This is a genomic window from Shewanella sediminis HAW-EB3, from assembly GCF_000018025.1.
GTDB lineage: Bacteria > Pseudomonadota > Gammaproteobacteria > Enterobacterales > Shewanellaceae > Shewanella > Shewanella sediminis.
On sequence record NC_009831.1, the window covers coordinates 5,214,883 to 5,238,156 of the forward strand.

General features: G+C 44.7%; 24 protein-coding genes and 1 other RNA gene. 10 read left to right on the forward strand and 15 right to left on the reverse strand.

The genetic code is table 11. From position 1 onward, the window contains the following. The first annotated feature begins 11 nt into the window (after positions 1-11). The 3 genes from SSED_RS22125 (at position 12) to SSED_RS22135 (ending at position 2,686) form a co-directional block, all read left to right on the forward strand. Positions 12-464, forward strand: a complete 453-nt coding sequence (locus SSED_RS22125) for a DUF6641 family protein (RefSeq protein WP_012144578.1) — start codon at positions 12-14, stop codon at positions 462-464. Between the two features lie 113 nt (positions 465-577). Next, complete coding sequence (locus tag SSED_RS22130) at positions 578-1,006, forward strand: DUF2787 family protein (protein ID WP_012144579.1); 429 nt, start codon at positions 578-580, stop codon at positions 1,004-1,006. Between the two features lie 150 nt (positions 1,007-1,156). Next, complete coding sequence (locus SSED_RS22135) at positions 1,157-2,686, forward strand: Eco57I restriction-modification methylase domain-containing protein (protein WP_012144580.1); 1,530 nt, start codon at positions 1,157-1,159, stop codon at positions 2,684-2,686. Positions 2,687-2,756: 70 nt separating this feature from the next. Here SSED_RS22135 and SSED_RS22140 read toward each other — a convergent pair whose 3' ends face one another. From SSED_RS22140 to rsmI, 5 genes are all read right to left on the reverse strand, one after another. Then, positions 2,757-3,014 (reverse strand): hypothetical protein, encoded by a 258-nt coding sequence (locus tag SSED_RS22140; protein ID WP_041421863.1) that lies wholly within the window; start codon positions 3,012-3,014, stop codon positions 2,757-2,759. A 27-nt stretch (positions 3,015-3,041) separates the two neighbouring features. Then, complete coding sequence (locus SSED_RS22145; protein WP_012144581.1) at positions 3,042-4,040, reverse strand: BsuBI/PstI family type II restriction endonuclease; 999 nt, start codon at positions 4,038-4,040, stop codon at positions 3,042-3,044. A 429-nt stretch (positions 4,041-4,469) separates the two neighbouring features. Continuing rightward, complete coding sequence (locus SSED_RS22150; RefSeq protein ID WP_012144582.1) at positions 4,470-6,233, reverse strand: DUF3258 domain-containing protein; 1,764 nt, start codon at positions 6,231-6,233, stop codon at positions 4,470-4,472. Between the two features lie 131 nt (positions 6,234-6,364). Next, an RNA gene (rnpB, locus tag SSED_RS23790) (RNase P RNA component class A) lies at positions 6,365-6,716 on the reverse strand. Between the two features lie 79 nt (positions 6,717-6,795). After that, positions 6,796-7,638, reverse strand: a complete 843-nt coding sequence (rsmI, locus tag SSED_RS22155) for a 16S rRNA (cytidine(1402)-2'-O)-methyltransferase (RefSeq protein WP_012144583.1) — start codon at positions 7,636-7,638, stop codon at positions 6,796-6,798. Between the two features lie 102 nt (positions 7,639-7,740). Here rsmI and SSED_RS22160 point away from each other — a divergent pair, with 102 nt between their 5' ends. From SSED_RS22160 to SSED_RS22175, 4 genes are all read left to right on the forward strand, one after another. Next, the gene (locus tag SSED_RS22160; protein ID WP_041422394.1) at positions 7,741-9,606 is read left to right on the forward strand and encodes a penicillin-binding protein activator; all 1,866 of its coding nucleotides are present in this window, start codon (positions 7,741-7,743) and stop codon (positions 9,604-9,606) included. Then, the gene (locus SSED_RS22165; protein ID WP_012144585.1) at positions 9,603-9,956 is read left to right on the forward strand and encodes a YraN family protein; all 354 of its coding nucleotides are present in this window, start codon (positions 9,603-9,605) and stop codon (positions 9,954-9,956) included. Before SSED_RS22160 ends, SSED_RS22165 begins: the two co-directional genes overlap by 4 nt. A gap of 72 nt (positions 9,957-10,028) precedes the next feature. After that, positions 10,029-10,622 carry a phosphoheptose isomerase gene (locus SSED_RS22170; protein ID WP_012144586.1) on the forward strand — a complete coding sequence of 198 codons (594 nt, stop codon included), beginning with the start codon at positions 10,029-10,031 and terminating at the stop codon, positions 10,620-10,622. Positions 10,623-10,710: 88 nt separating this feature from the next. After that, complete coding sequence (locus tag SSED_RS22175; RefSeq protein ID WP_012144587.1) at positions 10,711-11,280, forward strand: BON domain-containing protein; 570 nt, start codon at positions 10,711-10,713, stop codon at positions 11,278-11,280. Between the two features lie 39 nt (positions 11,281-11,319). Here the strand turns inward: SSED_RS22175 and SSED_RS22180 are convergent, their stop codons facing one another. Then, positions 11,320-12,207: a DMT family transporter gene (locus SSED_RS22180; RefSeq protein ID WP_012144588.1), complete on the reverse strand. Its 888-nt coding sequence runs from the start codon at positions 12,205-12,207 to the stop codon at positions 11,320-11,322. Positions 12,208-12,335: 128 nt separating this feature from the next. Between SSED_RS22180 and SSED_RS22185 the strand changes: the two genes are divergently transcribed. Further along, a complete protein-coding gene (locus SSED_RS22185; protein ID WP_012144589.1) occupies positions 12,336-13,211 on the forward strand; it encodes a LysR substrate-binding domain-containing protein in 876 nt (291 codons plus the stop codon). Positions 13,212-13,300: 89 nt separating this feature from the next. Here the strand turns inward: SSED_RS22185 and trpS are convergent, their stop codons facing one another. Genes trpS through rpe form a run of 3 tightly spaced genes read right to left on the reverse strand, consistent with a single transcriptional unit; the run spans position 13,301 to position 15,690 of the window. Continuing rightward, complete coding sequence (gene trpS / locus SSED_RS22190; protein WP_012144590.1) at positions 13,301-14,308, reverse strand: tryptophan--tRNA ligase; 1,008 nt, start codon at positions 14,306-14,308, stop codon at positions 13,301-13,303. Continuing rightward, entirely contained in the window at positions 14,305-15,012 is a 708-nt protein-coding gene (locus SSED_RS22195) for a phosphoglycolate phosphatase (RefSeq protein WP_012144591.1), read from the reverse strand. Before SSED_RS22195 ends, trpS begins: the two co-directional genes overlap by 4 nt. A gap of 3 nt (positions 15,013-15,015) precedes the next feature. Further along, positions 15,016-15,690, reverse strand: a complete 675-nt coding sequence (rpe, locus tag SSED_RS22200) for a ribulose-phosphate 3-epimerase (protein ID WP_012144592.1) — start codon at positions 15,688-15,690, stop codon at positions 15,016-15,018. A 208-nt stretch (positions 15,691-15,898) separates the two neighbouring features. On the opposite strand from rpe, the gene SSED_RS22205 reads away from it, so the two are divergent. Next, positions 15,899-16,258: a hypothetical protein gene (locus tag SSED_RS22205; RefSeq protein ID WP_012144593.1), complete on the forward strand. Its 360-nt coding sequence runs from the start codon at positions 15,899-15,901 to the stop codon at positions 16,256-16,258. Between the two features lie 11 nt (positions 16,259-16,269). Continuing rightward, positions 16,270-16,455, forward strand: a complete 186-nt coding sequence (locus SSED_RS22210) for a DUF2970 domain-containing protein (protein ID WP_041421866.1) — start codon at positions 16,270-16,272, stop codon at positions 16,453-16,455. A gap of 53 nt (positions 16,456-16,508) precedes the next feature. Here the strand turns inward: SSED_RS22210 and SSED_RS22215 are convergent, their stop codons facing one another. From SSED_RS22215 to SSED_RS22240, 6 genes are all read right to left on the reverse strand, one after another. Beyond that, positions 16,509-17,348 carry a Dam family site-specific DNA-(adenine-N6)-methyltransferase gene (locus SSED_RS22215; RefSeq protein WP_012144595.1) on the reverse strand — a complete coding sequence of 280 codons (840 nt, stop codon included), beginning with the start codon at positions 17,346-17,348 and terminating at the stop codon, positions 16,509-16,511. A gap of 49 nt (positions 17,349-17,397) precedes the next feature. Next, the gene (locus SSED_RS22220) at positions 17,398-18,849 is read right to left on the reverse strand and encodes an AAA family ATPase (RefSeq protein ID WP_012144596.1); all 1,452 of its coding nucleotides are present in this window, start codon (positions 18,847-18,849) and stop codon (positions 17,398-17,400) included. Between the two features lie 17 nt (positions 18,850-18,866). Beyond that, positions 18,867-19,943 (reverse strand): 3-dehydroquinate synthase, encoded by a 1,077-nt coding sequence (gene aroB / locus SSED_RS22225; RefSeq protein ID WP_012144597.1) that lies wholly within the window; start codon positions 19,941-19,943, stop codon positions 18,867-18,869. An 8-nt stretch (positions 19,944-19,951) separates the two neighbouring features. Beyond that, complete coding sequence (gene aroK, locus SSED_RS22230) at positions 19,952-20,467, reverse strand: shikimate kinase AroK (RefSeq protein ID WP_012144598.1); 516 nt, start codon at positions 20,465-20,467, stop codon at positions 19,952-19,954. Positions 20,468-20,687: 220 nt separating this feature from the next. Beyond that, on the reverse strand, positions 20,688-22,736 hold the full coding sequence (locus tag SSED_RS22235) for a type IV pilus secretin PilQ (protein WP_012144599.1): 2,049 nt from the start codon (positions 22,734-22,736) through the stop codon (positions 20,688-20,690). A 21-nt stretch (positions 22,737-22,757) separates the two neighbouring features. Beyond that, positions 22,758-23,273 carry a pilus assembly protein PilP gene (locus SSED_RS22240; protein WP_012144600.1) on the reverse strand — a complete coding sequence of 172 codons (516 nt, stop codon included), beginning with the start codon at positions 23,271-23,273 and terminating at the stop codon, positions 22,758-22,760. Position 23,274 lies beyond the last annotated feature (1 nt).

A 23,274-nucleotide genomic window follows, 5' to 3' on the forward strand; every position in this document is an offset into this window, starting at 1 on the left:
AGGTAATCATCATGACAACATTATTGAGTTCACTCAAGGTCACCGTTCGCCCAGCCGACGGCAGCAGCAACCCACTCATTCTACGAAGGGAGAAGCTACTCACTAAGCTCGGCCAGCAGAAGATATTGGCCACTGCACTAGTCGAGAACGAAACCCACACCTTCTACCGTGAAAAGTGGGTCAAAGATGAAGAGACAGGCGAGAGGGAAAAGGTACAGGTGCCGAAGAAAGTCAGCCCTTGGTTCTACAAACGCAACAACCGTTACTACCTAGAGGTGCGTAGTGGTAACAAACCATTGGAACTGCAAAAAGGGATGCACGCCATCGAGGTTGGCGAAGAGGAGGAGTTAGTTAACACCATCGACACCATTATCGAAGCGGTGGTAGCGGGTGAGCTCGACCCCTTGCTAACTAAGGGAGATAAGCCGGGCACAAAGAAGGATAAGACTAACGGTAAGAAGTGACACTCAGGCAGCCATCACAACCGTCCATTCCAACCTTAACCACCAATGAATAAAGCAAGTGCCTGATCTAAGTCAGGCCACGCTTTCACCCTCCCGACCAACAAGGCACATCTATGACTATCAAGATAAAACACCAAGATCTCTGCTTGCCCATATCACCCATGTTTGCCATGCACTTGGCGGATCTAATCAGCGACCATAAAGCTGCTTCAGCCGTTACCATCAACTTCAGAGATCCTAATTACACGGCCGAACGTGGTGGCTTCCATCCAGTGGAGGTTAGGCTAGAAAAAGAGGTCGATGAGGAACATGGCGAGCAGTGGCGTATCTGCTATATCACCGACTTTAGCTATGTCGGTGTTGGCTACATGACCGAGCTAGCCAAGGAACTGGACTTCGACTTTAATAATGGAGTATTTCAACACCTGATGGGGGCAACAGCACTCGAGCAAGCAAGGGAAATCCACCCAATATGGGAGCAAAACTTTCTCGCTTATAGCCTTGGGATAAAAGCTTACCAAGTTGAGGTTAAGACAGACTGAAATTGTAAATAAAGATATCAACGTAACAATATAGTTATCAGCACTTAATTAAATTTCTAAGTATTTCCCTTAAAACTAATAGCAAAATCCAATCAGTATTTTTTAAAGCCAAACGATGTTAAACTGTACAGACATACAGTAGAGGTATAAATGACAAATTCCGCAACGATGACTGAACAACACGCCATATTAAAAACACTTGTCGATGACATTGATAATATAAGAGCTCAAGCTAATGAACTGCTTGATAATGAGACTCGAGGCCGAAAAGGGCAGTTCATGACTCCTGCTTCAGCAGCTAATATTCTTGCGGAGATGTTTCGAAATCTTGACGGTGACCTAAAAATACTAGACGCTGGCGCTGGTGTGGGCTCTTTAACCACTTCACTTGTTGAACGTGCTCTACGTGAGTTTCAACCAACTTCTATCAATGCTAACGCTTGGGAGCTGGAAGACGTTCTAGTTGAAAACTTGAACCGTTCTTTTGCATTTTGCCAAGAAGCTAGCGATGAATCTCAAGTCGCTTGGAACTCGGAAGTAAACCAAGTTGATTTCATTCAAAACGCAGTTGAGCTGTTAAAAACACGTGAAAACGGCGAAGAAACGGCTACGTTCAACAAAGCTATCTTGAACCCTCCGTACTTGAAAATTGCTGCCGCTAGTAAAGAGCGTAAAAGCCTACGTAGCGTTGGTGTTGAAGCGTGTAACTTGTATTCTTGCTTCGTTACGTTGGCTTTGATGCTTCTAGAAGACGGTGGTGAGCTTGTAGCGATTACTCCACGTAGTTTCTGCAACGGTCCATACTTCAACGATTTCCGTCGAATCCTGCTTGATGGTAACAATCTAAGCAAACTGCATATCTTCGAAAGCCGAACTAGAGCGTTCAAAGGCGACAAGGTTCTTCAAGAAAACGTAATCTTCCATATCGTAAAAGGTGAAGCTCAAGGTCAAGTCGAGATTACATCAAGTACATGTGCCGATGACCCTGCACCGATTGTTCGCATGACTGAGTTTAACGAAGTAGTGAACCCGAATAACCCAGACCGTTTTATTCACATCGTTACTAACGATGAACAAGCTGGTATCGCTACTCGCATTGGCGGTATGCCTTGTTCGCTAGAAGACCTTGGCATTCAAGCTAGTACTGGTAAAGTTGTTGATTTTCGTACTAAATCGAATCTACGCCATGACCCAGAAGAAGATACGGTGCCGCTTATCTACCCTATGCACTTCAACAACTGCATGATTGAATATCCAGTAGAAAGCAAGAAAAAACCAAACGCTATTGCATTGAACGATGAAACAATGAAACAGATGGTCCCGAACGGTACTTACGTTCTAACCAAGCGTTTAACTTCAAAAGAAGAAACACGTCGTATCGTTGCAGGTTTGTACACGGCTGATTTAGCCAATGTCGAAGTAGTAGGTTTCGAGAACAAAACGAACTACTTCCACGCAGGTGGTCAACCGCTAGAAATGGGCTTCGCAAAAGGTCTATGGGTTTACTTGAACAGCCACATCGTTGACCAGTATTTCCGTCAGTTCAATGGCCACACGCAAGTTAACGCTACTGACTTGAGAACTCTTCGCTACCCTACTCGTGAACAGTTAATAGCTATGGGTGAACAAGTAGAAAAATTCGACCAAGAGCTATTTGATGGTCTTGTTGGAAATCTATAGGTTCAATTTAACTAGCTTACCAAAGAAGCCTACACCTAATTCGATAATGCGGGGATAATCCCCGCTATTTTCACCCCTTGTAAGTCTTTGATTTCCAGATAGTCACATCACACCCGTGACTTTCTTTTTGTCGAGTTGGCTGTACACGCCCTGTCTTTTCAATAATGCCCTTACGTCTTGCAGAGCTCATGACTGGACCTAACCAACGACCTTCCTTAGGTTTCTCAAACCCTGTATCCCAAATATCATCAGGAGTAAATTCATTGTTTGACTCTGCGACACTAGCTACTACTTCATGAGCTTTCTTTATCCAAGCATCTTTATCCATTGTTACCCTCAACTTTTTAAGTTTAATCTATTGTTTTATACACATATTTCGTGATGGATCCTCTTGGATCCACAAGTACGTATCATTTGCTAAGTTCTTCAGAGCCGATTGACGTTCTGCGGTTTTCTTCCAAGTTAGGTATGTGGTAGTAAAGCCAACACCCACCTTACCGTTTCGTACTGCAAACGCTTCTAAGCTTTGCTTCTTATGAATATCTACTTCACCATCACTTGTAACAGCTTCAATAACCCATAAGTGATTTGTTTCTCGGTTTAACAATAGAACATCAGGCATAGCATCATCAATCGTCAGCTCAAGTCCTGCCGCGGCTAATGTTTCAGTTTCAGCGTCGGTAATACGGTCACCGTCACCATCATCAACGTAAACAACTTCATAACCAACTAAGAACCGAGGTGCGTAAACATCGCGACTTAAACGAATTAAGCGACTATGCGGAGTTTCTATCGTTGCGGCGGTTTCTTGAGCTTGAGCCGCTTGGAGTGCTAATCGTTCACGTTGAACGTCAGCTTGCATCCATGTTTCGGCTAACGCTCTCCATTCCACCTCTGGTGCTTGGAGAATAGCCTTGAAATCATCCGACAAGCTATATGCAGAATTAGAAGACTTGGCAACGGGATGACCAGGGCTAAACGCAGAACTAGAATCCAAGTAAACTTTTAGTACAGCACCAACTTCCCATAACGGTTTCAGCCAATAATCACGGCCTTCGCGGTCAAGTTTGATGTTTCTCTCGCGTTGGAGAATACCAACGTGCGTACCGATATGAGCGACAGAAGCACCATCGCAAAAACGAAGTTCTTGCCTAGCGGCACGGGTGTACCAACTCAGTTCATCACATAAAAGTGAATAAACAACATCAACCATATTATCAGTAGCTCGGTCAATAACCGTTAGGACGTATCTAACCCGTTGCTTCGTTACGCCTTGATAACTGTCTGGAACAACTTGCTCACCCGCTTCTTGCGCGGCAATTCTACGCGCAATAACAACATCTTCAATGCTCATACACTAGGCTCTATTATTATAAAGGCTTAATATTAAGTCACTTACGCAGCAAGTTCCATTGATATCGGTAAACATTGATACCGAGGTGATTATTTTCCCTTATCGTGACATTCAATTATTTTATACTCCTCTAGATTTAGATGAAAACTACTGGATGGCTCCGTGATAATAGAAAAAAAGGGTTTGAGGTGCGTTTATCTAAAGATAAATTATTGAGACCAAAGCATAAGAGCACCTAATGCAGTACCAACCTAAGTAAAGTACAGGAGCTCATTAGAGATTGAATCCAAATGTTCGGGATTACTTCAATAATAACGAGTTTTTTATTTAGAATATGGTATAGATGAACGGGCTTGTAGCGTCACTTCCGAGTCAATCAGCTTTTTAACTTGTCTAGCTTACTAACCCCGTAGCTGGGTATTAAGTAACTTAACTATCAATATCCAGCCCATCCATCACTGGCAGTACATGTTTAAGCTCGGTTGACTTGTGGGTATAGTTCCCCGTAATGCCAAACGAGCTTATTTCATGACCTACGACCTGCTGCACTAGGTTTACTTGCACACCTGCGTTCATCACCTTAGTGATAAATGTATGGCGGAAGCTATGAAATGTTCGGATATGGCCTAGCTCATTAATCGAGTCCACTTCAAGGTTTCGCATCTGTCTGGCAAACCATGCTGTCACCACCTCACGATTATTAACACCCTCGAACACTCGCTCCTTACAGGACTCCACATATTCAATAAAACCTGCATTGATAAGATCCATGTGCAGAGGTATTTTACGCTTGGCATTCTCTGTCTTGAGCTTTTGGCTTTCATGTACATCAGTGATAAGCAGGTAATGGCGTTTAGTCGCGGTATCGAATTTCACATCCTCTTTGCGTAGCTGAACTAGCTCCCCACGCCTTGCACCAGTGTAGATGCCAAGATAAACCATCCACTTGCGCCAAAGCTGCTTCTCGCTGTCAGCGGCCTTTAGGAATACTTGTAACTCTGAATCGTCAAACACCCCACGAATTCTGGACTTGTACTCACGTTTGATAGAACAAGGGGAAGCACTGATATAGCCAATGGTATCACTCTTGGCATAGGCAAAAACACCTTGCAGCCACTTATAGAAATGACCCACTGATTTGGGCGCTATCATATCTTCATCTGGCACATCCGCTTCTATTCGCTCTGGCCATGACATCCTGCTGTAGGGCCTAATGTTCATCTTAGGTAGCTCAAAACAACGGTCGATAAAACAGCCAATATCTTTAGGTGTATAGAGGTCGATAGGCTTGTCTTCGACTAAGGCTTGCCACAACAAATACTTTCTGGCGTAATCTTTCTGAGTCTTATCATCCAGCTTCTCTTTTTCAATTTTGTGCTGTAGAAATTCCGGATAAACCTCAGAGAAGAGCGGTGCATTACTCGTTGGTTTGGCATCTGGAGTGGTAACTACCCCATTGGCAGTTTGGACCAACTGATTTAGCTCACGCTCTCGCACAGCATCCTCACTTGCAACGGTTTCAATCAGTGAGTTTTGAATCTGAGATGAAGACTTGAGCTTACTCAGAAGCACTTTAAACTCCAGAGAATTCTCATCAGCAGTAACATTGTTATTGGCTAAGGCAGTTTTTGCTGTTAATAATAATCCTCGCTCATTAATCTCTTGATCTGCCTCAGTAAAACGAATGAGCACACTTGCCAAATACTGCATGAAAGCGGACTTTTCTATGTTAGATAGGCTGTCTACCAGTTCCACCAGCTTTTGATCCGATGAAATACTACTATCCCCCTCAGATAATGAAGCCAGAGCGTGATGAAAGCTATCAGGGAAGTCCATGGGGCAATTACTACCGAGTACTTTCAGCATATGCGCATTATCGTTGTAGGACTGCTCTAGCTCGGCAACAAGTGAGTTGATGTGGTGCATCTTGAGCTGTTCTTGCATGTTGATTTTAAATCCATTTACCAGACGGCTAATTGCCTCAGTTTCGTGCTTTTGAAATGCCAGCACAAGCTTTTTCAGCCTGGAGACTTCTATACAGAGTTTTCTCCACGAAACAACGGCTTGGTTGAAGTCCTTGCAATGCAAACTTAAGGTGATTTGATACTTGATTCGATGTCTGCGTAAGACAAAGCGGAAGTAGTAGGTGTGATTGCGCAGATACAGATGCTCGAATCCATGAACTGATTTCATGATAAGCACCTCAAGATATAATTGAGATTTTGAAACGTATTTTGAATGAGATTTTGAAAAGCGTGTAACAGGTGAGATAATTTGAAATGAGAAATCAGACAACTGCTTGCAGAACAAGCAGTTGTCTTCATCCAAAGAGTAAGCCGATAAGCCGGGTCTTGTCGTGGACAGTTATTCATCTAGGCCTGCAATCGCTCACAGGCTCAAGCGACCTACCCGGTTCCAACGCGAGCCGCGCCGTATGGAACCCTATTTGGTCTTGCTTCGGGTAGAGTTTACCTTGCTACGGACTATTACTAGCCGCACGGTGCGCTCTTACCGCACCCTTTCACCCTTACCTACTTGATAAATCAAGCAGGCGGTCTCCTCTCTGCTGCACTTGTCGTCGGTTCACACCGCCCAGGCGTTACCTGGTACCCTGCTCTATGAAGCCCGGACTTTCCTCCCCGTTCTTGCGAACGCGGCAACTGTCTGGCCAACTCGGCGCGGATTATAGCCTAAGCCAAGTCAACACTCCATCAAAAACAAGCTTTTCTTACACACCCGATTAAAAATCTACCTTTTACAGGCCGTTTTCAAGACCATACTTGTAGAGGGCATTCTTTTTCATGCCGTGGATCTGTCCAGCTAATGCCGACGCCTTCTTCAAAGGCAACTCTTCGCAAAGCAGCTTTAATGTATTGATCACAACCGTTGGGATGCCTTCATCTTCGGCAAGGCGATACCCGTGGCACATCAGCACAATTTCACCTTTCTGCTGATTAGGATCCGCTTTCACCTGCTCTAATACCTCTTTAACCGTTCCACACAGGAAGGTTTCAAAGGTTTTGGTCACTTCACGCGCCATCACAATGACACGATCTTCACCCAATGCAGTAAGAATTGACTCTAAACTATGGACTATACGGTGTGGGGATTCGTAGAAGATCAAGGTTCTTGGATCTTCTTTAAGCTCAGTTAGTTTATCGATTCGTCCCTTCTCTTTTGAGGGTAAAAAGCCTTCAAAGGTGAAACGGTCCGATGGCAGGCCCGATGCACTCAGTGCGGTGATCGCAGCACATGCGCCCGGTAGCGGAATCACTTTATAGCCTGCATTTCTTACTGCGGAGACAAGATGGTAGCCGGGATCGGAGATCAACGGCGTGCCTGCATCAGAGATCAGCGCAACGGCCTCACCGTTACTGAGCTTCTGAATGATCCAATCGGCTCTGTCTCGTTCATTGTGATCGTGAAGGGCTGTTTTTCTTGTTTCTATTCCAAAATGGCTCAAAAGAATACCGCTATGTCGGGTATCCTCACAGGCTATCAATTTGACATTATTGAGCACATCTATGGCACGGGAACTGATATCCCCTAAGTTACCAATAGGGGTTGGAACTATGTAAAGTGCGACCGCCAGATCCATATCTACCTCGGTTTGACTATCACAAGACTTTCGTCGAGCGTGAGAGAAGGTTAAACTATTGGCAGCATCTTACCAGAGTGGCCTCTTGTGTTGAAAAAAAGTGTGTTGAAAAGACTGAATACAACTAAATTAATTTCTATTGCAGTTTTGAGTGCTGTCTTATTCGGTTGCGGAACAACTCCCGCACCGATAAAGCCCGCAGTAACACAGGTATCATTGGTGAGCGCATCTCTGCAACCTGCTGAATACTTAGCTTTAGCTGCAAAATCAAATAACCAGGAAGTCCAGAATCGATATGCTTTACTCGCCGCCCACGCCTTCATTAATGATGGCGATGCAGGTTCTGCAAATAAGGCGCTAAAGTCGATCGAAAAAAGTTTAGTACAGAAGCCTGAACTCCTTGCCGAGCATAAATACTTAACAGCTCGGGTACTCGAGCTGACTTCAACCTATGATCATGCCCTCGCTGAGCTCGATTATCCTAGCAGGTGGAAACTTGCCGACTGGCAGATGGTGGCTTTTTATCAATTCAAAGCCCGGTTATACCAACACATTAAACAGCCGATTGAGCAGGTAAGACAGCTCAGTCTATTAAGTTCTTATCTTCCGGCTTCTCAAGCCAGTGAAGTGAACGATAGCATTTGGCGAATTTTACAGCCGATGCATGAACAGACCTTACTCACGTTTAGCCAAGATAGCTCCAGTCCGGTATTTGCTGGTTGGTTACAGCTGGCCTATATTGCAAAGCACTATGCCATCGACCCCAATCAGCTGGTTCAACACTTAGGTGATTGGCAGCAGGTGAACCCCACTCATCCAGCGGCAATCAAACTGCCGACGGATCTGGAAAAAGCACTTAATGTTAAGCCTTATAATCCTAAAAACATCGCAGTACTTCTCCCCTTGAGCGGTACCAGAGCAACGCTCGCCAGCACAGTAAAACAGGGGATAATGTCACGTTATCTGGTTAACCCTGATGATAGTGTATCCATCAACTTTTTCGATACGGCTAAGGGGGCTCAAGCCGCTTATCAGGCAGCCATAAACTCTGGTGCTGAGTTTGTTATCGGCCCACTATTGCAATCTGAAGTGGAGCAGCTGCAGCAACCAGTTTCAACTTCGGAGCCAAAATCGGCCCAGAGCCCACAGAGTGACGCGTCAGTACAAAGAGTGCCACAGTTATACCTGAACCATATTGAAAACTTCATCCCTGACGACAATCAATTCTATTTCGCACTCTCTCCCGCTAATGAAGCCCGTGATGCGGCTAAGAAATTGTTTGATGATGGCATCACCATGCCACTACTCCTGGCGAGTAATAATACCGTAGGTCATAGAATGGCCGATAGCTTCAACCAGGTGTGGACCGAGCTGACTCAACAACCCGCTGAAGTTCACTTCTATGATGCCGGCGATCAGATGAAAGTCACGGTACAGAAGTCTTTAGGCGTCATCGATAGCAAGGAGCGTATTGCTCGAATCAAGGCGCTGCTTGGCAATGATATTGAAGCCGACTTCCGTTCGAGGCGTGATATTGATGCTATCTATATGATCTCGGGTAACCGTGATCTTCCGCTATTAAAACCTTTCATCGACGTAAACTTTAGTGTTTTTGCCGATCCGGTTCCCCTATATACCAGTAGCAGGAGTCGTGTTGAGGGGAGTTCGCGTGAAACGGCTCAAGAGCTCAATAACCTCAATATCAGCGATATTCCCTGGTTACTACAAAGCAGCAAAGAGACCCAGTTAGTCGAAGATCTTTGGCCATCTTGGAGCTATAGTCAGAAACGTCTCTATATCATGGGCTATGATGCCCTCGAACTTGTAGGTAAACTTGCTCAAATGCGAGCCCTACCTGGCTACCAGTTTTCCGGACGTAGCGGTATGTTATCCGTCTCACCCGATGGCACCGTAAATAGAGAACTGAGCTGGGGTCGTTATCAGAGGGGTAATTTACGTCCTCAATGATGGATAACAACGAGCCGATATCTGCAGAGCATGGCCAAGCAGGTGAAAACCTGGCTATGAATTACCTGTTAGAGCAAGGGCTGACATTCATCGAGCGAAATGTCCGATTCAAATTCGGGGAGATTGATCTCGTCATGAAAAATGGCAAAGAGTGGATCTTCGTCGAAGTAAAGTATCGCTCAAAAAGCCAATATGGCGGCGCCATAAATGCGTTAAGCTCAGGGCAGATAAAGAGACTGAGACGTGCAGCGGAGCATTATATGCAGCTCAACAATATCGATGCCATCTGTCGATTCGATCTAATCGCTGTAGATGCGGGCCAGATACAATGGCTACCTAATGCTTTTTAAAACCAAATTAATGATTTGTGCCTTAAGCTGTTATGGCATGATAACAAGAGATTTAAAATTAAGGATTTACCCATGTTAGAACGTATTAAAGATAGTTTTACACACTCAATTCAAACCAAGATCGATGCCTCAGAGGCACTACCTGAGTCTATTGCCAAAGCGGCAGAGATGATGGTCCACTGTCTATTAGGTGGAAATAAAATTCTGGCATGTGGTAATGGCGGTAGCGCCGGCGATGCACAACACTTTTCGGCAGAGCTGTTAAACCGCTTTGAAGTTGAGCGTCCTCCCCTTCCAGCCATCGCACTGACAACGGATACCTCTACGATCACAGCCATCGCGAATGACTATAGCTATGACGAGATCTTCTCTAAGCAGATCTTAGCATTGGGACAGCCTGGTGATATTCTACTGGCTATTTCAACCAGTGGACACTCCGGCAATGTGATCAAAGCGATTGAAGCTGCATTGAGCCGTGACATGACTATCGTGGCTCTGACCGGTAAAGATGGTGGCCCAATGGCAGGCTTACTCAGCATCAACGATGTTGAAATTCGTGTGCCTTCTAACAGCACGGCTCGCATTCAGGAAGTTCACCTGCTTGCCATCCATTGCCTGTGTGACAATATCGACCGCACTCTATTCCCTCAGGATGAGCAACAGTAAGCAAGCTGTCATCTAATGCCTCTAAATGTCATCTTATTTTTTATGGCAAGATGACATCTCATATTCCACCGCGTCAGGAAAAAACACAATGATCAGACTGCTCTCACTTGCAGCGATAGCGCTACTTCTTCAGGGCTGTGCCGGTGCCGTAATGGTTGGGGCGGTGGGTGGCGCTATGATGGTAAATGATGAGCGCAGTTTTTCGACTCAGCTTGATGATACCAACGCAGACTTCCAGATTGCCAGCGAACTCGCCGCCTTGGAAGATGTAAAAAACCAAGCCAATATAACCGGCGTGGTCATGAATGGTAATGTGCTGCTGATAGGCCAGTCTCCCAATTCAATGCTGAGAGACAAGGCTATTCATGCAGTTCAAAAACTGAAACTAGGCGGAAAGATCCATAACCAGATCCGGATAGGCAATCCGACCTCCTTCACCACCAGAAGCAATGACACCTGGATAACGACCAAGGTTAAGACCCGCATGCTCAATACCGATGACTTAGATGTCACCCGTATTAAAGTCATCACAGAGAACGGTGAAGTGTTCCTGCTTGGAGTCGTAGCCAGAGATCAAGTTGACCTTGCTGTCGATGTCGCCCGAAATACTGCCGGCGTAAGAAAAGTTATCAAGGTATTCGAATCTCCCGGATCCTGACTCCTATTTGAGTCAGAATGCTACCGGCCATTCATACAATTAATTATTGTGCATCTGTGCGATACGAGATGTGACCTGTCGCTGACTCACCCCCGCAAAAATCCAGGGCAACAAGAGTGATGGCAGCACGATAAAACCAGCACCGATCCAGCTTAATCCGTCTAACCATTCATCGAACCATAACCAACCGAAGAAAACGCAAAATATGAGCCCAGTATATTCTGCAATGGCAACTTCGCTAGCCTTGGCTTTACGGTATGCAAGTACACTCAACCACTGATAAGCCAATAGGAAGGCATTACTCACCATAGCAAGACCTAATACTTCCCAGCTCAGCCCGGATAGCCCTTGGATGATAGTAAATACCACGACGATAGGCACGCTAAACAGGTTATACAACATAAGAGTCACTATTGGGGACTCTGTATCGGGTAGCTTTTTCAGTGCCAACTGATTGATGGCAAATGTAAGCGCCCCCGCCAGTACGGCAATACCGGACATATTCATCTCACTGGGTCGCAGTATGATTAAGATGCCTACAAAGCCTAATAGGCCCGCTACCGATTGTGCTCCACTCATCTTCTCTTTTAAAAACAGGCATCCCATCAACATGATCATCAATGGAGCCGAGTAAAACAGTGAGCTGACCGTGGCAAGAGGCAGTGACATGAGTCCCATGATTAACAGCAATGCACCCGACGTTCCCACATGGGCTCTAAAGAGGTGAAGCTTAATATGATTACTTCTCGGTGCCCTCTCCCGTAGCCAGAAAGGTAGTATCATCAACACAGCAGAGAGTTGACGCACGAGTAGAAATGTCGCGGCATTTACATCGTCCGATAACCACTTAACCGAGACGTCATAAAGCGCACTAAATATATTTCCAAAGATTAAAATTCCGATCCCAATAATGACAGCGCGTTTCATTTTATGCTCACACAAGTAACGACAGATGGGGCCTATGATATAGACCGCAAAACGTTAGCTAAAATGATGTTTTTTAATCATAGATGAATTAGATTCATACTAAGTCTGATTATTGAGAGCCACTTATTATGCGAAAAATTCCCCCATTACGCGCACTGCAGGTATTTGAAGCGGCGGCCAGACAGGAACACTTTTCCCGCGCCGCCGATGAACTGTGTATCACGCAAAGTGCCGTCTCTCATCAGGTTCGGATACTCGAAGAACACTTTGGCGAGCAACTCTTTAAAAGAGCGGGAAGACAACTTAAACTGAGCCCTAAAGGGGAGTTACTCTACAGCGAGCTATCTCGTATTTTTAATGAGTTAAGTGATCTGAACCTGCAGATATCGGGTGGTGAGAGTCAGGAGCTCAGACTCGCTGTTTATAGCTCATTTGCGGTGAAATGGTTAATTCCCAGGCTCAGTGATTTCAGACGTCGATACCCTGACATAAAAATTCGTCTGGATATGATCACCGACGATCCTGAACTATCTGATAGCGTCGCCGATATGTTTATCAGCGGACAGAGTAATCATCCGGGGTTTTGGCATCAGTTACTTCATAAGGAACGGCTGATACCCGTTTGCAGCCCGGATCTATTCGCCAGAGGAGAAACTGTGCTCATCGAGTCTTTATGGCGATACCCATTACTCACAGTAGATGAAGGGCCTCTGGGACTGGACTGGAACCGTTGGAGTATAGCCAATGCGCTACCTTTCCCCGACGATTTTCAGCAACATATCTTCAGTCATGTACTACTCGCCATCGAAGCCGCAATCGCTGGTCAGGGCATCGCATTAGCCTCCGACTTCATGGTTGTCAATGACATAGAGAAGGGGCGTTTAATTGCACTGGACCTACCGGACATATTCACAGGCTTCAAGTTCAACTTCAGCTGTAAACAGCGAAGGCTGAAAGAGCCGGCCATCGCAGCCTTCATCGAATGGATTAGCGCTCAAAAATGATGAGCACGAGTCAGACACAAAAAAGCCGACACGTGGTCGGCTTTTTCAGGATGAGACAGTGTCCCGTCCAGAGATAAGTGGAAACAGGCTTATACTAATAAGCCAATTTTCTCATATACCTTTTTCAGCGTGACTTCTGCACGAGCCTGAGCCTTCTCAGCCCCCTCTTGCATCACTTGATGCAGGAAGGTTTGATCTTCTCTGAACTCACGGTATCTGGCCTGAAGAGGTTCAATCATATCGACAACCGCTTCACCGGCTGCAACTTTAAGATGACCATACATCTTGCCTTCGAATTCAGCCTCAAGACCGGCGAGACTCTTACCCGATACTCCCGACATCAAGCTGAGTAAATTAGATACCCCAGGCTTATTTTCTGTGTCAAAACGAACCACTGGCGGCTCATCACTATCCGTCACAGCTTTCTTAATCTTCTTCATGATCTTCTTAGGATCTTCGAGTAATCCGATAACGTTATTACGGTTATCATCCGACTTCGACATCTTCTTAAGAGGATCTTGCAGCGACATCACCTTAGCACCGTGCTCAGGAATAAATGGCTCTGGAATAGTGAAGGTATCGCCATAAGCATTGTTGAAACGAGTCGCGATATCACGAGTCAATTCAAGGTGTTGCTTCTGGTCTTGTCCGACAGGGATCTCATTGGCTTGATACAAGAGGATATCGGCAGCCATCAAGACCGGATAAGCAAACAAACCGACGTTGATGTTGCTCGCATGCTTTTGAGACTTATCTTTAAACTGAGTCATGCGGTTTAGCTCACCCATCTGGGTATAGCAGTTTAACGCCCAACCTAGCTGTGTATGCTGTGGAACCTGAGACTGGATGAATACCGTGCTTTTCTTAGGGTCGACACCACAAGCAAGATAAAGCGCTAACGTATCCAGACAAGCTTCTCTTAGAAGTTTAGGATCTTGTCTTACCGTAATGGCATGAAGATCCACGACACAGTACAGGCAGTCATGGCTATCTTGCATGGCAACCCACTGTCTCAATGCGCCCATATAGTTACCTATGGTCAGCTCACCTGACGGTTGTGCACCGCTAAGTACTATGGGTTTGGCGGGGTTAGTCATACGTTTTCTTGCTCCAATACTTTTACGCTATTATTTACTAGTGTCAAAATTTCACTAAATTGTTCACAGACCGCATCGGGACTGCTAAGACTGATATCTTCACCGTAGTTATACCCATAGGTCAAGCCTATCGAAGTAATACCCGCAGCTTTAGCCGCCAAAATATCATTTTTTGAATCACCCACCATCAAAAGCTGGTCACTCTCAAGCTGCCAATGGCTTAGAAGGTGGGTTAACGGCAAAGGATCGGGTTTCATTCTGTCGAGGGAATCACCACCAAGCACTTTAGAAAATAGGTGATCGATGTTAAATGCCTCCAGTAGAGGTATGGTAAATCGATGTGGTTTATTGGTGACAATGGCAAGCGGATACCCGGATGAACTTAGCTCTTCTAATACGGCTAAAACATTCGGGTATAACTTGCTATATCGCTGAAGATGCTCTTGATAATGGTGCATAAAACGAGGCATCACGTCATCGAGCAGAGATTGCTCCACTTCACGATCAAGCACAAAAGAGAGTGCCCTACGCATCAACATCTCGGCGCCATTTCCCACCCAACTTCTCACCTGAGCTTCAGTACAGCTCGGCAACTCAAACTCAGATAATGTAGCTTGGGTGGCAGCAGCAAGATCCGGCACACTATCGATCAGCGTGCCATCGAGATCGAAAGCGATAGCTTTAAGTTTTCCCCAGCGACTCATGAATTATGACTCGCTTTTAGCTAACTCGACACGCATCTCATCGATAACAGCTTTGTAGTCAGGCTTATTAAAGATCGCAGAACCGGCCACAAACATGTCGGCACCCGCTGCGGCAATCTCGCCAATATTATCGACTTTAACACCGCCATCTACCTCGAGGCGAATGTCATAACCACTGTCATCGATTAACTTTCTAACTTGTCTCAGCTTATCCAGTGTCGATGGAATAAAGGATTGGCCACCGAACCCCGGGTTAACCGACATCAACAAGATGACATCCAGCTTATCCATGACATGGTCCAAGTAATGCAGTGGAGTACCCGGATTAAATACTAAACCGGCTTTACAACCTGACTCTTTTATTAGCTGTAAGCTTCTGTCCAGGTGCTCAGACGCTTCCGGGTGGAATGTGATGAATGTAGCCCCGGCTTTAGCAAAATCAGGAATCATACGGTCAACGGGCTTTACCATCAGGTGAACATCGATATCAGCTGTGATGCCATAATCACGCAATGCCTGACATACCATAGGGCCAATAGTCAGGTTAGGAACATAATGATTATCCATAACATCAAAGTGAACCACATCGGCACCAGCATTGAGGACAGCATCGACATCCTCACCTAAGCGGGCAAAGTCGGCAGATAAGATAGAAGGAGCAATAAGAAATGGGCGCATAGCAAACTCACTACAGTGTTTAAGAAATACGCTATTCTACCTTTTGCGAGCTTAAGCCTCTAGGGCTTATGAAAGATTTAGATATGATCAATCACAAAAACCTCATACATTTGTACAATATTTTGCAGCACCGAAAAAATAATGTTCAAAATATAATCGGCTTTGCTATAATAACCCGACCTGCGAGGGAGATTTGATAAAGGAAGAGATGATGAACAAAAGGATAAAACTCACAGCAAACATGAAGTCGGCCGCTTTTATTGCCACTTCAGCAACAGCTATCGCCGTGACGGGGCTGAGCTTTCAAAGCATGACCTCTGCCGATGCTCTATCAGCCTGTGCATGCAGTACGACTTCTGAATCCAGCTACAACTCTTCCCTTCCTGCGAGTCACCCCAGCAATCGATGTGCACGCCAATCGGAAGATCTCAATTGGACAAATTGGTTTGCGGGCAAGAGTCGTTCAAATCAGCTTCATTTCGTCGATCTTCTCGAGCTGCTTCACGGGCATAGCGACGGTCCACTAGACGATGTTACCCCGGCAAACAGCCAGCAAAATCGCTTTTAGAATTAAGGGTTATGCTGCGAAAGAGTTGGGACTTGTTGATCAGTACTCTGGCTGCTTTCTTCGGTGTCCAGAGTGAGAAAAACAGAAAGCGAGACTTCCAAGCAAGCTCTCCCCTCCCATTTATCATTATGGGCATAGTGCTCGCGATAGCCTTAGTATTCACCTTACTGTTTATCGTTAGAAAAGTGTTGGGCTAAGCGAAACAATCCAACTAGCTTAGCTCCCTTTCATCAAATATCTTTACTTGCCTTTAATCGTTTTCACTATGATAACGGTCATCGTACAAAGCCATTAATTCATCGACTTTCTTGCGTCCACTGCCTTTTTGGCTGATATTTCTCTGCACCTGAATCGTATCGAATCGAGCGCCATGATAAAGCTCCCTCGTCAGAGGTATATCGTGGTTACTGATTAAAACAGGGAAGCCGCGCTCAATCGCAGTATGGCGAGACTTACGAGCAAGCAGGGCTTGATCATCTAAGCTAAAACCGGCACCGACATAAGTCGTAAAGCTGGCTGTAGTTGAAAGAGGTGCGTATGGCGGATCGCAATAAACAACATCACCGTCAGTCGTTAAATCAAATGCCTCTTCATACCCTATACAGCGAAACTCAGCGCATTGAGCTTTCTCTGAAAAAAATCTGATCTCTTTTTCCGGGAAGTAAGGTTTCTTATAAGTTCCAAAAGGCACATTGAATCCGCCTTTACGATTATATCGACACAAACCATTGAAACCATGGCGATTCATATATAAGAAATAGACAGAACGAAGAAATGGGTCGCTACTTAAGTTAAATTCGGCTCTAACTCTATAATACGCTTCCTTTTCATTCATCTCAGGTACAAACATCGCTTTAGCCGCCGCAATATATCGCTCAGGCTCAGTCTGAACAATCTTATATAGATTGATCAGATCCTGATTGATATCACACAGAAGGTAACTTGAGTAATTTGTATTTAGAAATACAGAACCCGCGCCAACGAAAGGCTCGACCAGGCGCTTCCCCTCAGGAAGATGCTCTGAGAGTGCTTCAATCAGTTTGAATTTCCCGCCAGCCCACTTAAGAAAGGCTCTCTGTTTTTTACTCATCTAAATTGATTGAATGCTAAGAAAAATGAAGTCACCGATTGTACTCTGTTTATTGAGGAATATCACGAGCAGGAAGACTATCTTGCAGTTCATAATCAACTAAATTTTTCCATGGACGAACCCAGGGAGCATTCAACTGATATTTTTCCACTATATCTTCAGCTTTTTGGTGTGCCAGAACCGAAGTATCGAAATGACCGAACAACACAACCCACCTCTGCTTATATCGAGCCACCTTAATATCTGTCTCCCCCTGTAGCCTTTCTAAGATGTTATAGAGTGATTTGATTTGACGAACACTCGCCAGCTGCAAAGTATATCCCGTTACTATATATTCATTGTTGAGTCTGTCCGGTAATGAGCTTGCCTCTCCATTGTCAGCTCTTATCTCCCCAATTTCAGCCGAAATAAGTTGAGTCGATTCAATATCCGCCAACCCCTTAAACTCCTCAATTACCGAAGCTTCATTCGTGCTATCACTTAAAGCCGGTTCTATCTTTTTTTCTGTTAACGCCTCAGAATCATCACTCACCGTAGGCTCCGGAGTTGCATCCTCTTGCACTTGAACCTGAGTCTCAGAGAGGGATTCGATCTCTTCGAAAGATGTCACAGGCAAAGTTTGATGAACAACAAAATATCCGGCCAATAACCGCTCACCATATTGATATAAAAATGAAGGCTTAAGTTCTGGCTCTAATACCGTCTTTTCGAGAGTCTGCAGGTCACCACCTTTATCTTCGGTCGACAGGAGTACATACCCTAATACAAGGCTGAGTAAAATCATCCCCCCCACTAACGCCAATTTATTCCACTGCCGTGAAACGGGTATATCAGGCTCGCCATGTAGAGCTAGCTCCAGAAGATTGACAACCTCTTGTGGGTTGCCTGACTGCTTTGCTAATTGCTCTTTGACGATCTCTCTGGGAGTAAAGGGAACCTGCTCACTGCGGCTCAATAAAGTGTAATAGAGCGCCTCTCTTTCTTGGAATGTGAGGGGGTCGATATTGATAGATAACAGAATTTCCTGCTGTTGCTCGGGTAATTGAGTGACTAAGTCTTCAAAAAAATCAGCCGTAGTCGTTAATGCCACCGAGAGAGACTTACCGGGAATAGATAACTGACTGAGTACAATACATTCAGCAATGATCTCCATAGGAAGGTAGTGAGCATCATCGAGAACAATACAAGAAGCCTGAGGCAAAGCCCCTGATAGCCTCAATAAGGTTTCAGGCAGAGGGAGTTCATCATCAAAAACAGGTTCTGACAGTAGCTGAACTAATATTTTTCTACGTATTTCACTACAGTCACTATGCTTTGGACATGTGACCAGGGCCGAGCTAAATTCATCCAGCTCATTTAGAAGGGAAGTAACGAGAGTCGTTTTACCGGAACCATAGGCTCCAGTAACCACCAGCAACTGTTGTCCATAGAGACTGACATGCTGTAGTCGTTGCAGTAAGGTTTCTTGACTTGGTAATAAAATTGAGTCTTTAAGTGTCACTCATGCACCACACAAAACTATGCGCAGCGAATAACAGTTTCCAGTAGTTCATCGCTCACCTCACAGTAGATCCCTGCCTGGCCTATCGCTTCAGGAAGAACTAATCTGAGTTGACCTTTAAGTACCTTCTTATCTCGCCGCATATGCCTAATGAAATCTTCAAAATTCATTGAATTAGGAGGAGAAACTGGTAGGTCGAATGCTTCGAATAATTTGATTATCCGACAAACAATTGACTCATCAATTAAATCCATCCCAGATGCGGTATTAGCAGCAAGTACTGTGCCAGCAGCAACTGCCTCACCGTGCAACCAAACACCATAACCCATTTCGGCTTCGATTGCGTGTCCGAAAGTATGTCCCAGATTCAGGAGTGCACGCACCCCTTGCTCTGTTTCATCTCGAGCAACAACTTCGGCTTTAATTTCGCAGCAACGTCCAATCGCGTAGGTTAACGCTTGAGCATCCAATGATTTCAACTGCTCGATATTATCTTCCAACCATTTAAAAAACTCAGCATCCCAGATTATTCCATATTTGATGACCTCGGCCATCCCAGCAGAAAACTCTCTTGGGGGGAGTGTATTTAAACAATCGATATCGATCATCACCATCTTAGGCTGATAAAACGCGCCTATCATGTTTTTACCGAGGGGATGATTTACAGCGGTTTTGCCACCAACAGACGAGTCAACTTGAGCCAGTAATGTGGTTGGCACCTGGATAAAGTCGATTCCTCTCTGGTAACTGGCAGCTGCAAAGCCTGTCATATCACCGACGACACCGCCACCTAAGGCAATAAGAACGGTATCTCTGCCTAGATTTTGTTGCAATAAAGAGGTGAAGATACTATCCATCTGTTCAAGGGTTTTGTACTGCTCTCCATCGGGTAGAATGACGGGGGCAACACAATTGAATGAAGATAATACTGTCTGCAGCTTCTCGAGATAAAGAGGCGCGATGGTTTCATTAGTGACAATAAGGATATTTTTATCTTGGAGGTAGCGAGCAAAATGCTCGCCACAACTCATCAAATTCTGGCTAAAAATTATTGGATAGCTTCGCACACCTAAATCAACCTGAATTTGCTTCATTTTCCTACCTAGAAACCTAACTGTTCAATAATTTGATTCGCAACCACTTTGGCGCTTTGCTCATCAGTCTTTACGATGACATCTGCAATCTCTTCGTACAAAGGATTACGAGTCGCAGCCAGATTTTCCAAAACTTCTCTTGGATCGTCTACCTGCAATAATGGGCGTCGCTTATCTCGTTGAGTACGAGCAACTTGCTTATCGATTGTAGTTTCTAGATATACGACAATTCCACGAGCAGAGAGGTTATTACGAATCTCTTTACTCTGAATAGAACCACCGCCTGTCGCTAAAACAATACCTTGTTTTTCAGTTAAATCAGCGACTACTTGTGTTTCACGAACGCGGAAACCTTCTTCGCCTTCGACATCAAAAACCCACGCTATATCCGCACCAGTGCGGCTTTCAATTTCTTGATCTGAATCGTGGAAATCTAGGTGCAGCATCTGCGCTAGATGACGCCCTATAGTGCTTTTACCAGCCCCCATAGGGCCTACGAGGAAAATATTTCGTTTCTCAGCCATTGCTTTTACGTCTGAATCTTATATGAAGTTTGCCGACGCCGATTCGAAAAAATAGAACCGACCTTAAATGTTACCTTGCTCTATTGAGACTTGACCAGTGATTATCTCAGCTAAACACCATTAAAGGCAAGTAATGATGCTCACATTCTGTAAAATTAGTCTTTTGAACAGAAGAAAGCCAGCGCTGTAAGCACTGGCTTTCTCATGAAACATTATCTATTTAGAGGTCTTCAGAAATAATTTTAGGAGTCACGAAAATTAATAACTCCTGTCTATTATTCTCATCCGTTGTACTCCTGAACAGGAAGCCAACAAAGGGAATATCTCCCAGCACAGGTACTTTACTCACTCGGTTAATCAATTGCTGTTGATAGATACCACCAAGCACAATAGTTTCACCATGATCGACCAAAACCTGAGTTCCTATTCGTTGAGTATCGATAGAAACTGCCGACCCCAAAGGTGTTGCAACGACTTTACCTTGAGAATCCTGAGTAATTTCAAGATCGAGGATCACCCTATTATCTGGTGTAATTTGTGGTGTGACACGCAATGACAACACCGCCTTTTTAAAGCTAATCGTTGCGGCACCACTAGAGCTCGCCTCTAAATAGGGGATCTCTACACCCTGTTCGATATAGGCAGCTTTTTGATTAGAGGTCATGATACGTGGACTGGCGATAATCTCTCCCTTATCTTCCTTCTCCAACGCACTCAATTCCATATCGAGTACCGTTCCATCGGCCAGCTTAGCCACATGAAAAGCAACTCTCGCAGCACCGGTAGATGCCGGCAAATTCACGTTCAAGCGATCAACAAGGGCTGGTACGATGCCATTTGAAATACTCTCCGCTCCCTCAAGACTTCCGGAAGTGCCTTTATCACCCTGCTGATCTGTCACTCCCCATCTAATACCAAGTTCCTCGGAGACATCATCCTTTACTGTCACCATGCGAGACTCGATGAGCACCTGACGAATTGGAATATCCAGAACCTCAATTAATCGATGAACATTCTCTAATATATCTTCAGTATCTTTCACCAAAAGTGTATTGGTACGTTCATCGACCGCAACGCTACCACGGCTCGATAACAGACTGGAGCCTTCACTTTTTAACAGTTCGGCGATGTCAGTCGCCTTAGCATAATTTATCTGCAGGTATTCAGAATATAGCGGTGCAAGCTCTTTAACTTCCTGCATATTCTTTAATTGCTGACTCTCGCGAATGGCTAACTCTTCACTAGGAGCGATCATCAGGATATTCCCCTCGATGCGCTTATCCAGCCCCTTCGTCTGTAAGATAAGATCCAGAGCCTGATCCCAGGGAACATCATCTAAACGTAGAGTGATATCGCCTTCGACCGTATCACTGGTCACTAAGTTGAAATCGTTATAATCGGCAATAATCTGAAGAACGGTTCTAACAGAGATACTTTGAAAGTTCAGGGATAATGAGCGTCCGTCGTACTTTTTCTCTTTTTTGACGACATTAACTCGTTCAACCTTAGTCACACTCAACCTAAACAGGCTGCCCTCCTGTTTATAGTTGTACTCATAATTTCCGGCGATATCTATAAGTACACGTGTGGTCAACTCATCCTTAAAGGTTTCAAAGCTTCTCACCGGCGTGGCAAAGTCCTGAACATCCATGACATAGAGCAGCTCTGAAGCTATTTCAGTGTTATATAGCTTCAATTCAAGCTTAGCCCCCACCTGCTCCACATTCGCCGCGACAGAGCTATTATTCAGCTTAACCAGTAGCTCTCCTCCTCCGTCGGAGGTTCTTCTAAAATCAATATTATCAACGCCATTGATAAATGGATTCGTTTCCTTTGTAGCGCTATTCGCCACCTCATCGTTAATCGTAAGACTATAAACATTACCGGCAAGTTTACCTTGGTAAGCTTTGACCTTATCCAGTGCGACGACCACCTTCATAACACTATTATCTTGTTTAACCTCAATAGTCTCGACTCCAACTGTATTTATTGGAAGAGACTCTTTTTCTAAGCCAGATACACTTTCATTAAAGCCAAGGATAATTTCAGCAGGGGATGCATTTAACTCAATTTCCGGCTCCATGATTTCATTTTCAAAAATCAATTGAAGCTCTAACTGATGATCAACGATAGAGTGGTACTTTACATCCACTAGACGATTCGCAGCCATCGCATACGATGTTCCTGCAGAAATTAGCGCTAAACTAACAACAAGCCTAAAAAGCGCTGACACATTAAAAAAGTTTTTATTCGCGGCAGAAGATTCCATTATTCCCTCATCCTTCGCTTGTTATTTCCCAGTTAATTCTAAGTTGCTGAGTCTTTCCGTCCAGCAACCAGAACCATCTGGAATTAATTCAATTATTTCGACTGTTTGTGGTGTAACTTTAGCAATTCTTCCGTGATATAGACCCAAGTATTCTCCAATACCTAAACGATAAACACTAGCATCATTTGTTTCTACCAGGGCCCAGATGTTCCCAACTTCACTCAATGTCCCACGCATCTTTAAGTTATCCAGAGCATAAGTTTCTAAGCGCCCTTTACGTCTCTTAAGGTCGGGTTGTAAACAGTCCTTTGTGGTATCTATGACCTCTTCCGTTAATTCTCGTGAAGGAGGAACGAAGGGGCTGCGCATTAAATCGGCTTGATACTCAAAATGTTCAAATTTAGGCGGTTCTTTCAATGGCGGAATATGTGCCACATGCTGCGCCTTTGTCGTAGTAACAAATAGCTCTAAATCACTTCGATCGCCAACACAGCCCACCAAAAAAAGGCTAAATACTAATAAAGGAAGAAGTTTCATT

Coding starts and splice junctions, on each gene's coding strand:
- SSED_RS22185 (WP_012144589.1), top strand. CDS start 12,336: ATGCGAAAAATTCCCCCATTACGCGCACTGCAGGTATTTGAAGCGGCG.
- SSED_RS22180 (WP_012144588.1), bottom strand. CDS start 12,207: ATGAAACGCGCTGTCATTATTGGGATCGGAATTTTAATCTTTGGAAAT.
- aroK (WP_012144598.1), bottom strand. CDS start 20,467: ATGGCTGAGAAACGAAATATTTTCCTCGTAGGCCCTATGGGGGCTGGT.
- SSED_RS22215 (WP_012144595.1), bottom strand. CDS start 17,348: ATGAGTAAAAAACAGAGAGCCTTTCTTAAGTGGGCTGGCGGGAAATTC.
- SSED_RS22240 (WP_012144600.1), bottom strand. CDS start 23,273: ATGAAACTTCTTCCTTTATTAGTATTTAGCCTTTTTTTGGTGGGCTGT.
- SSED_RS22130 (WP_012144579.1), top strand. CDS start 578: ATGACTATCAAGATAAAACACCAAGATCTCTGCTTGCCCATATCACCC.
- SSED_RS22170 (WP_012144586.1), top strand. CDS start 10,029: ATGTTAGAACGTATTAAAGATAGTTTTACACACTCAATTCAAACCAAG.
- SSED_RS22140 (WP_041421863.1), bottom strand. CDS start 3,014: ATGGATAAAGATGCTTGGATAAAGAAAGCTCATGAAGTAGTAGCTAGT.
- SSED_RS22235 (WP_012144599.1), bottom strand. CDS start 22,736: ATGGAATCTTCTGCCGCGAATAAAAACTTTTTTAATGTGTCAGCGCTT.
- SSED_RS22175 (WP_012144587.1), top strand. CDS start 10,711: ATGATCAGACTGCTCTCACTTGCAGCGATAGCGCTACTTCTTCAGGGC.
- SSED_RS22125 (WP_012144578.1), top strand. CDS start 12: ATGACAACATTATTGAGTTCACTCAAGGTCACCGTTCGCCCAGCCGAC.
- SSED_RS22195 (WP_012144591.1), bottom strand. CDS start 15,012: ATGAGTCGCTGGGGAAAACTTAAAGCTATCGCTTTCGATCTCGATGGC.
- SSED_RS22150 (WP_012144582.1), bottom strand. CDS start 6,233: ATGAAATCAGTTCATGGATTCGAGCATCTGTATCTGCGCAATCACACC.
- SSED_RS22135 (WP_012144580.1), top strand. CDS start 1,157: ATGACAAATTCCGCAACGATGACTGAACAACACGCCATATTAAAAACA.
- rsmI (WP_012144583.1), bottom strand. CDS start 7,638: ATGGATCTGGCGGTCGCACTTTACATAGTTCCAACCCCTATTGGTAAC.
- rpe (WP_012144592.1), bottom strand. CDS start 15,690: ATGCGCCCATTTCTTATTGCTCCTTCTATCTTATCTGCCGACTTTGCC.
- SSED_RS22210 (WP_041421866.1), top strand. CDS start 16,270: ATGCTGCGAAAGAGTTGGGACTTGTTGATCAGTACTCTGGCTGCTTTC.
- aroB (WP_012144597.1), bottom strand. CDS start 19,943: ATGAAGCAAATTCAGGTTGATTTAGGTGTGCGAAGCTATCCAATAATT.
- SSED_RS22165 (WP_012144585.1), top strand. CDS start 9,603: ATGATGGATAACAACGAGCCGATATCTGCAGAGCATGGCCAAGCAGGT.
- SSED_RS22145 (WP_012144581.1), bottom strand. CDS start 4,040: ATGAGCATTGAAGATGTTGTTATTGCGCGTAGAATTGCCGCGCAAGAA.
- trpS (WP_012144590.1), bottom strand. CDS start 14,308: ATGACTAACCCCGCCAAACCCATAGTACTTAGCGGTGCACAACCGTCA.
- SSED_RS22205 (WP_012144593.1), top strand. CDS start 15,899: ATGATGAACAAAAGGATAAAACTCACAGCAAACATGAAGTCGGCCGCT.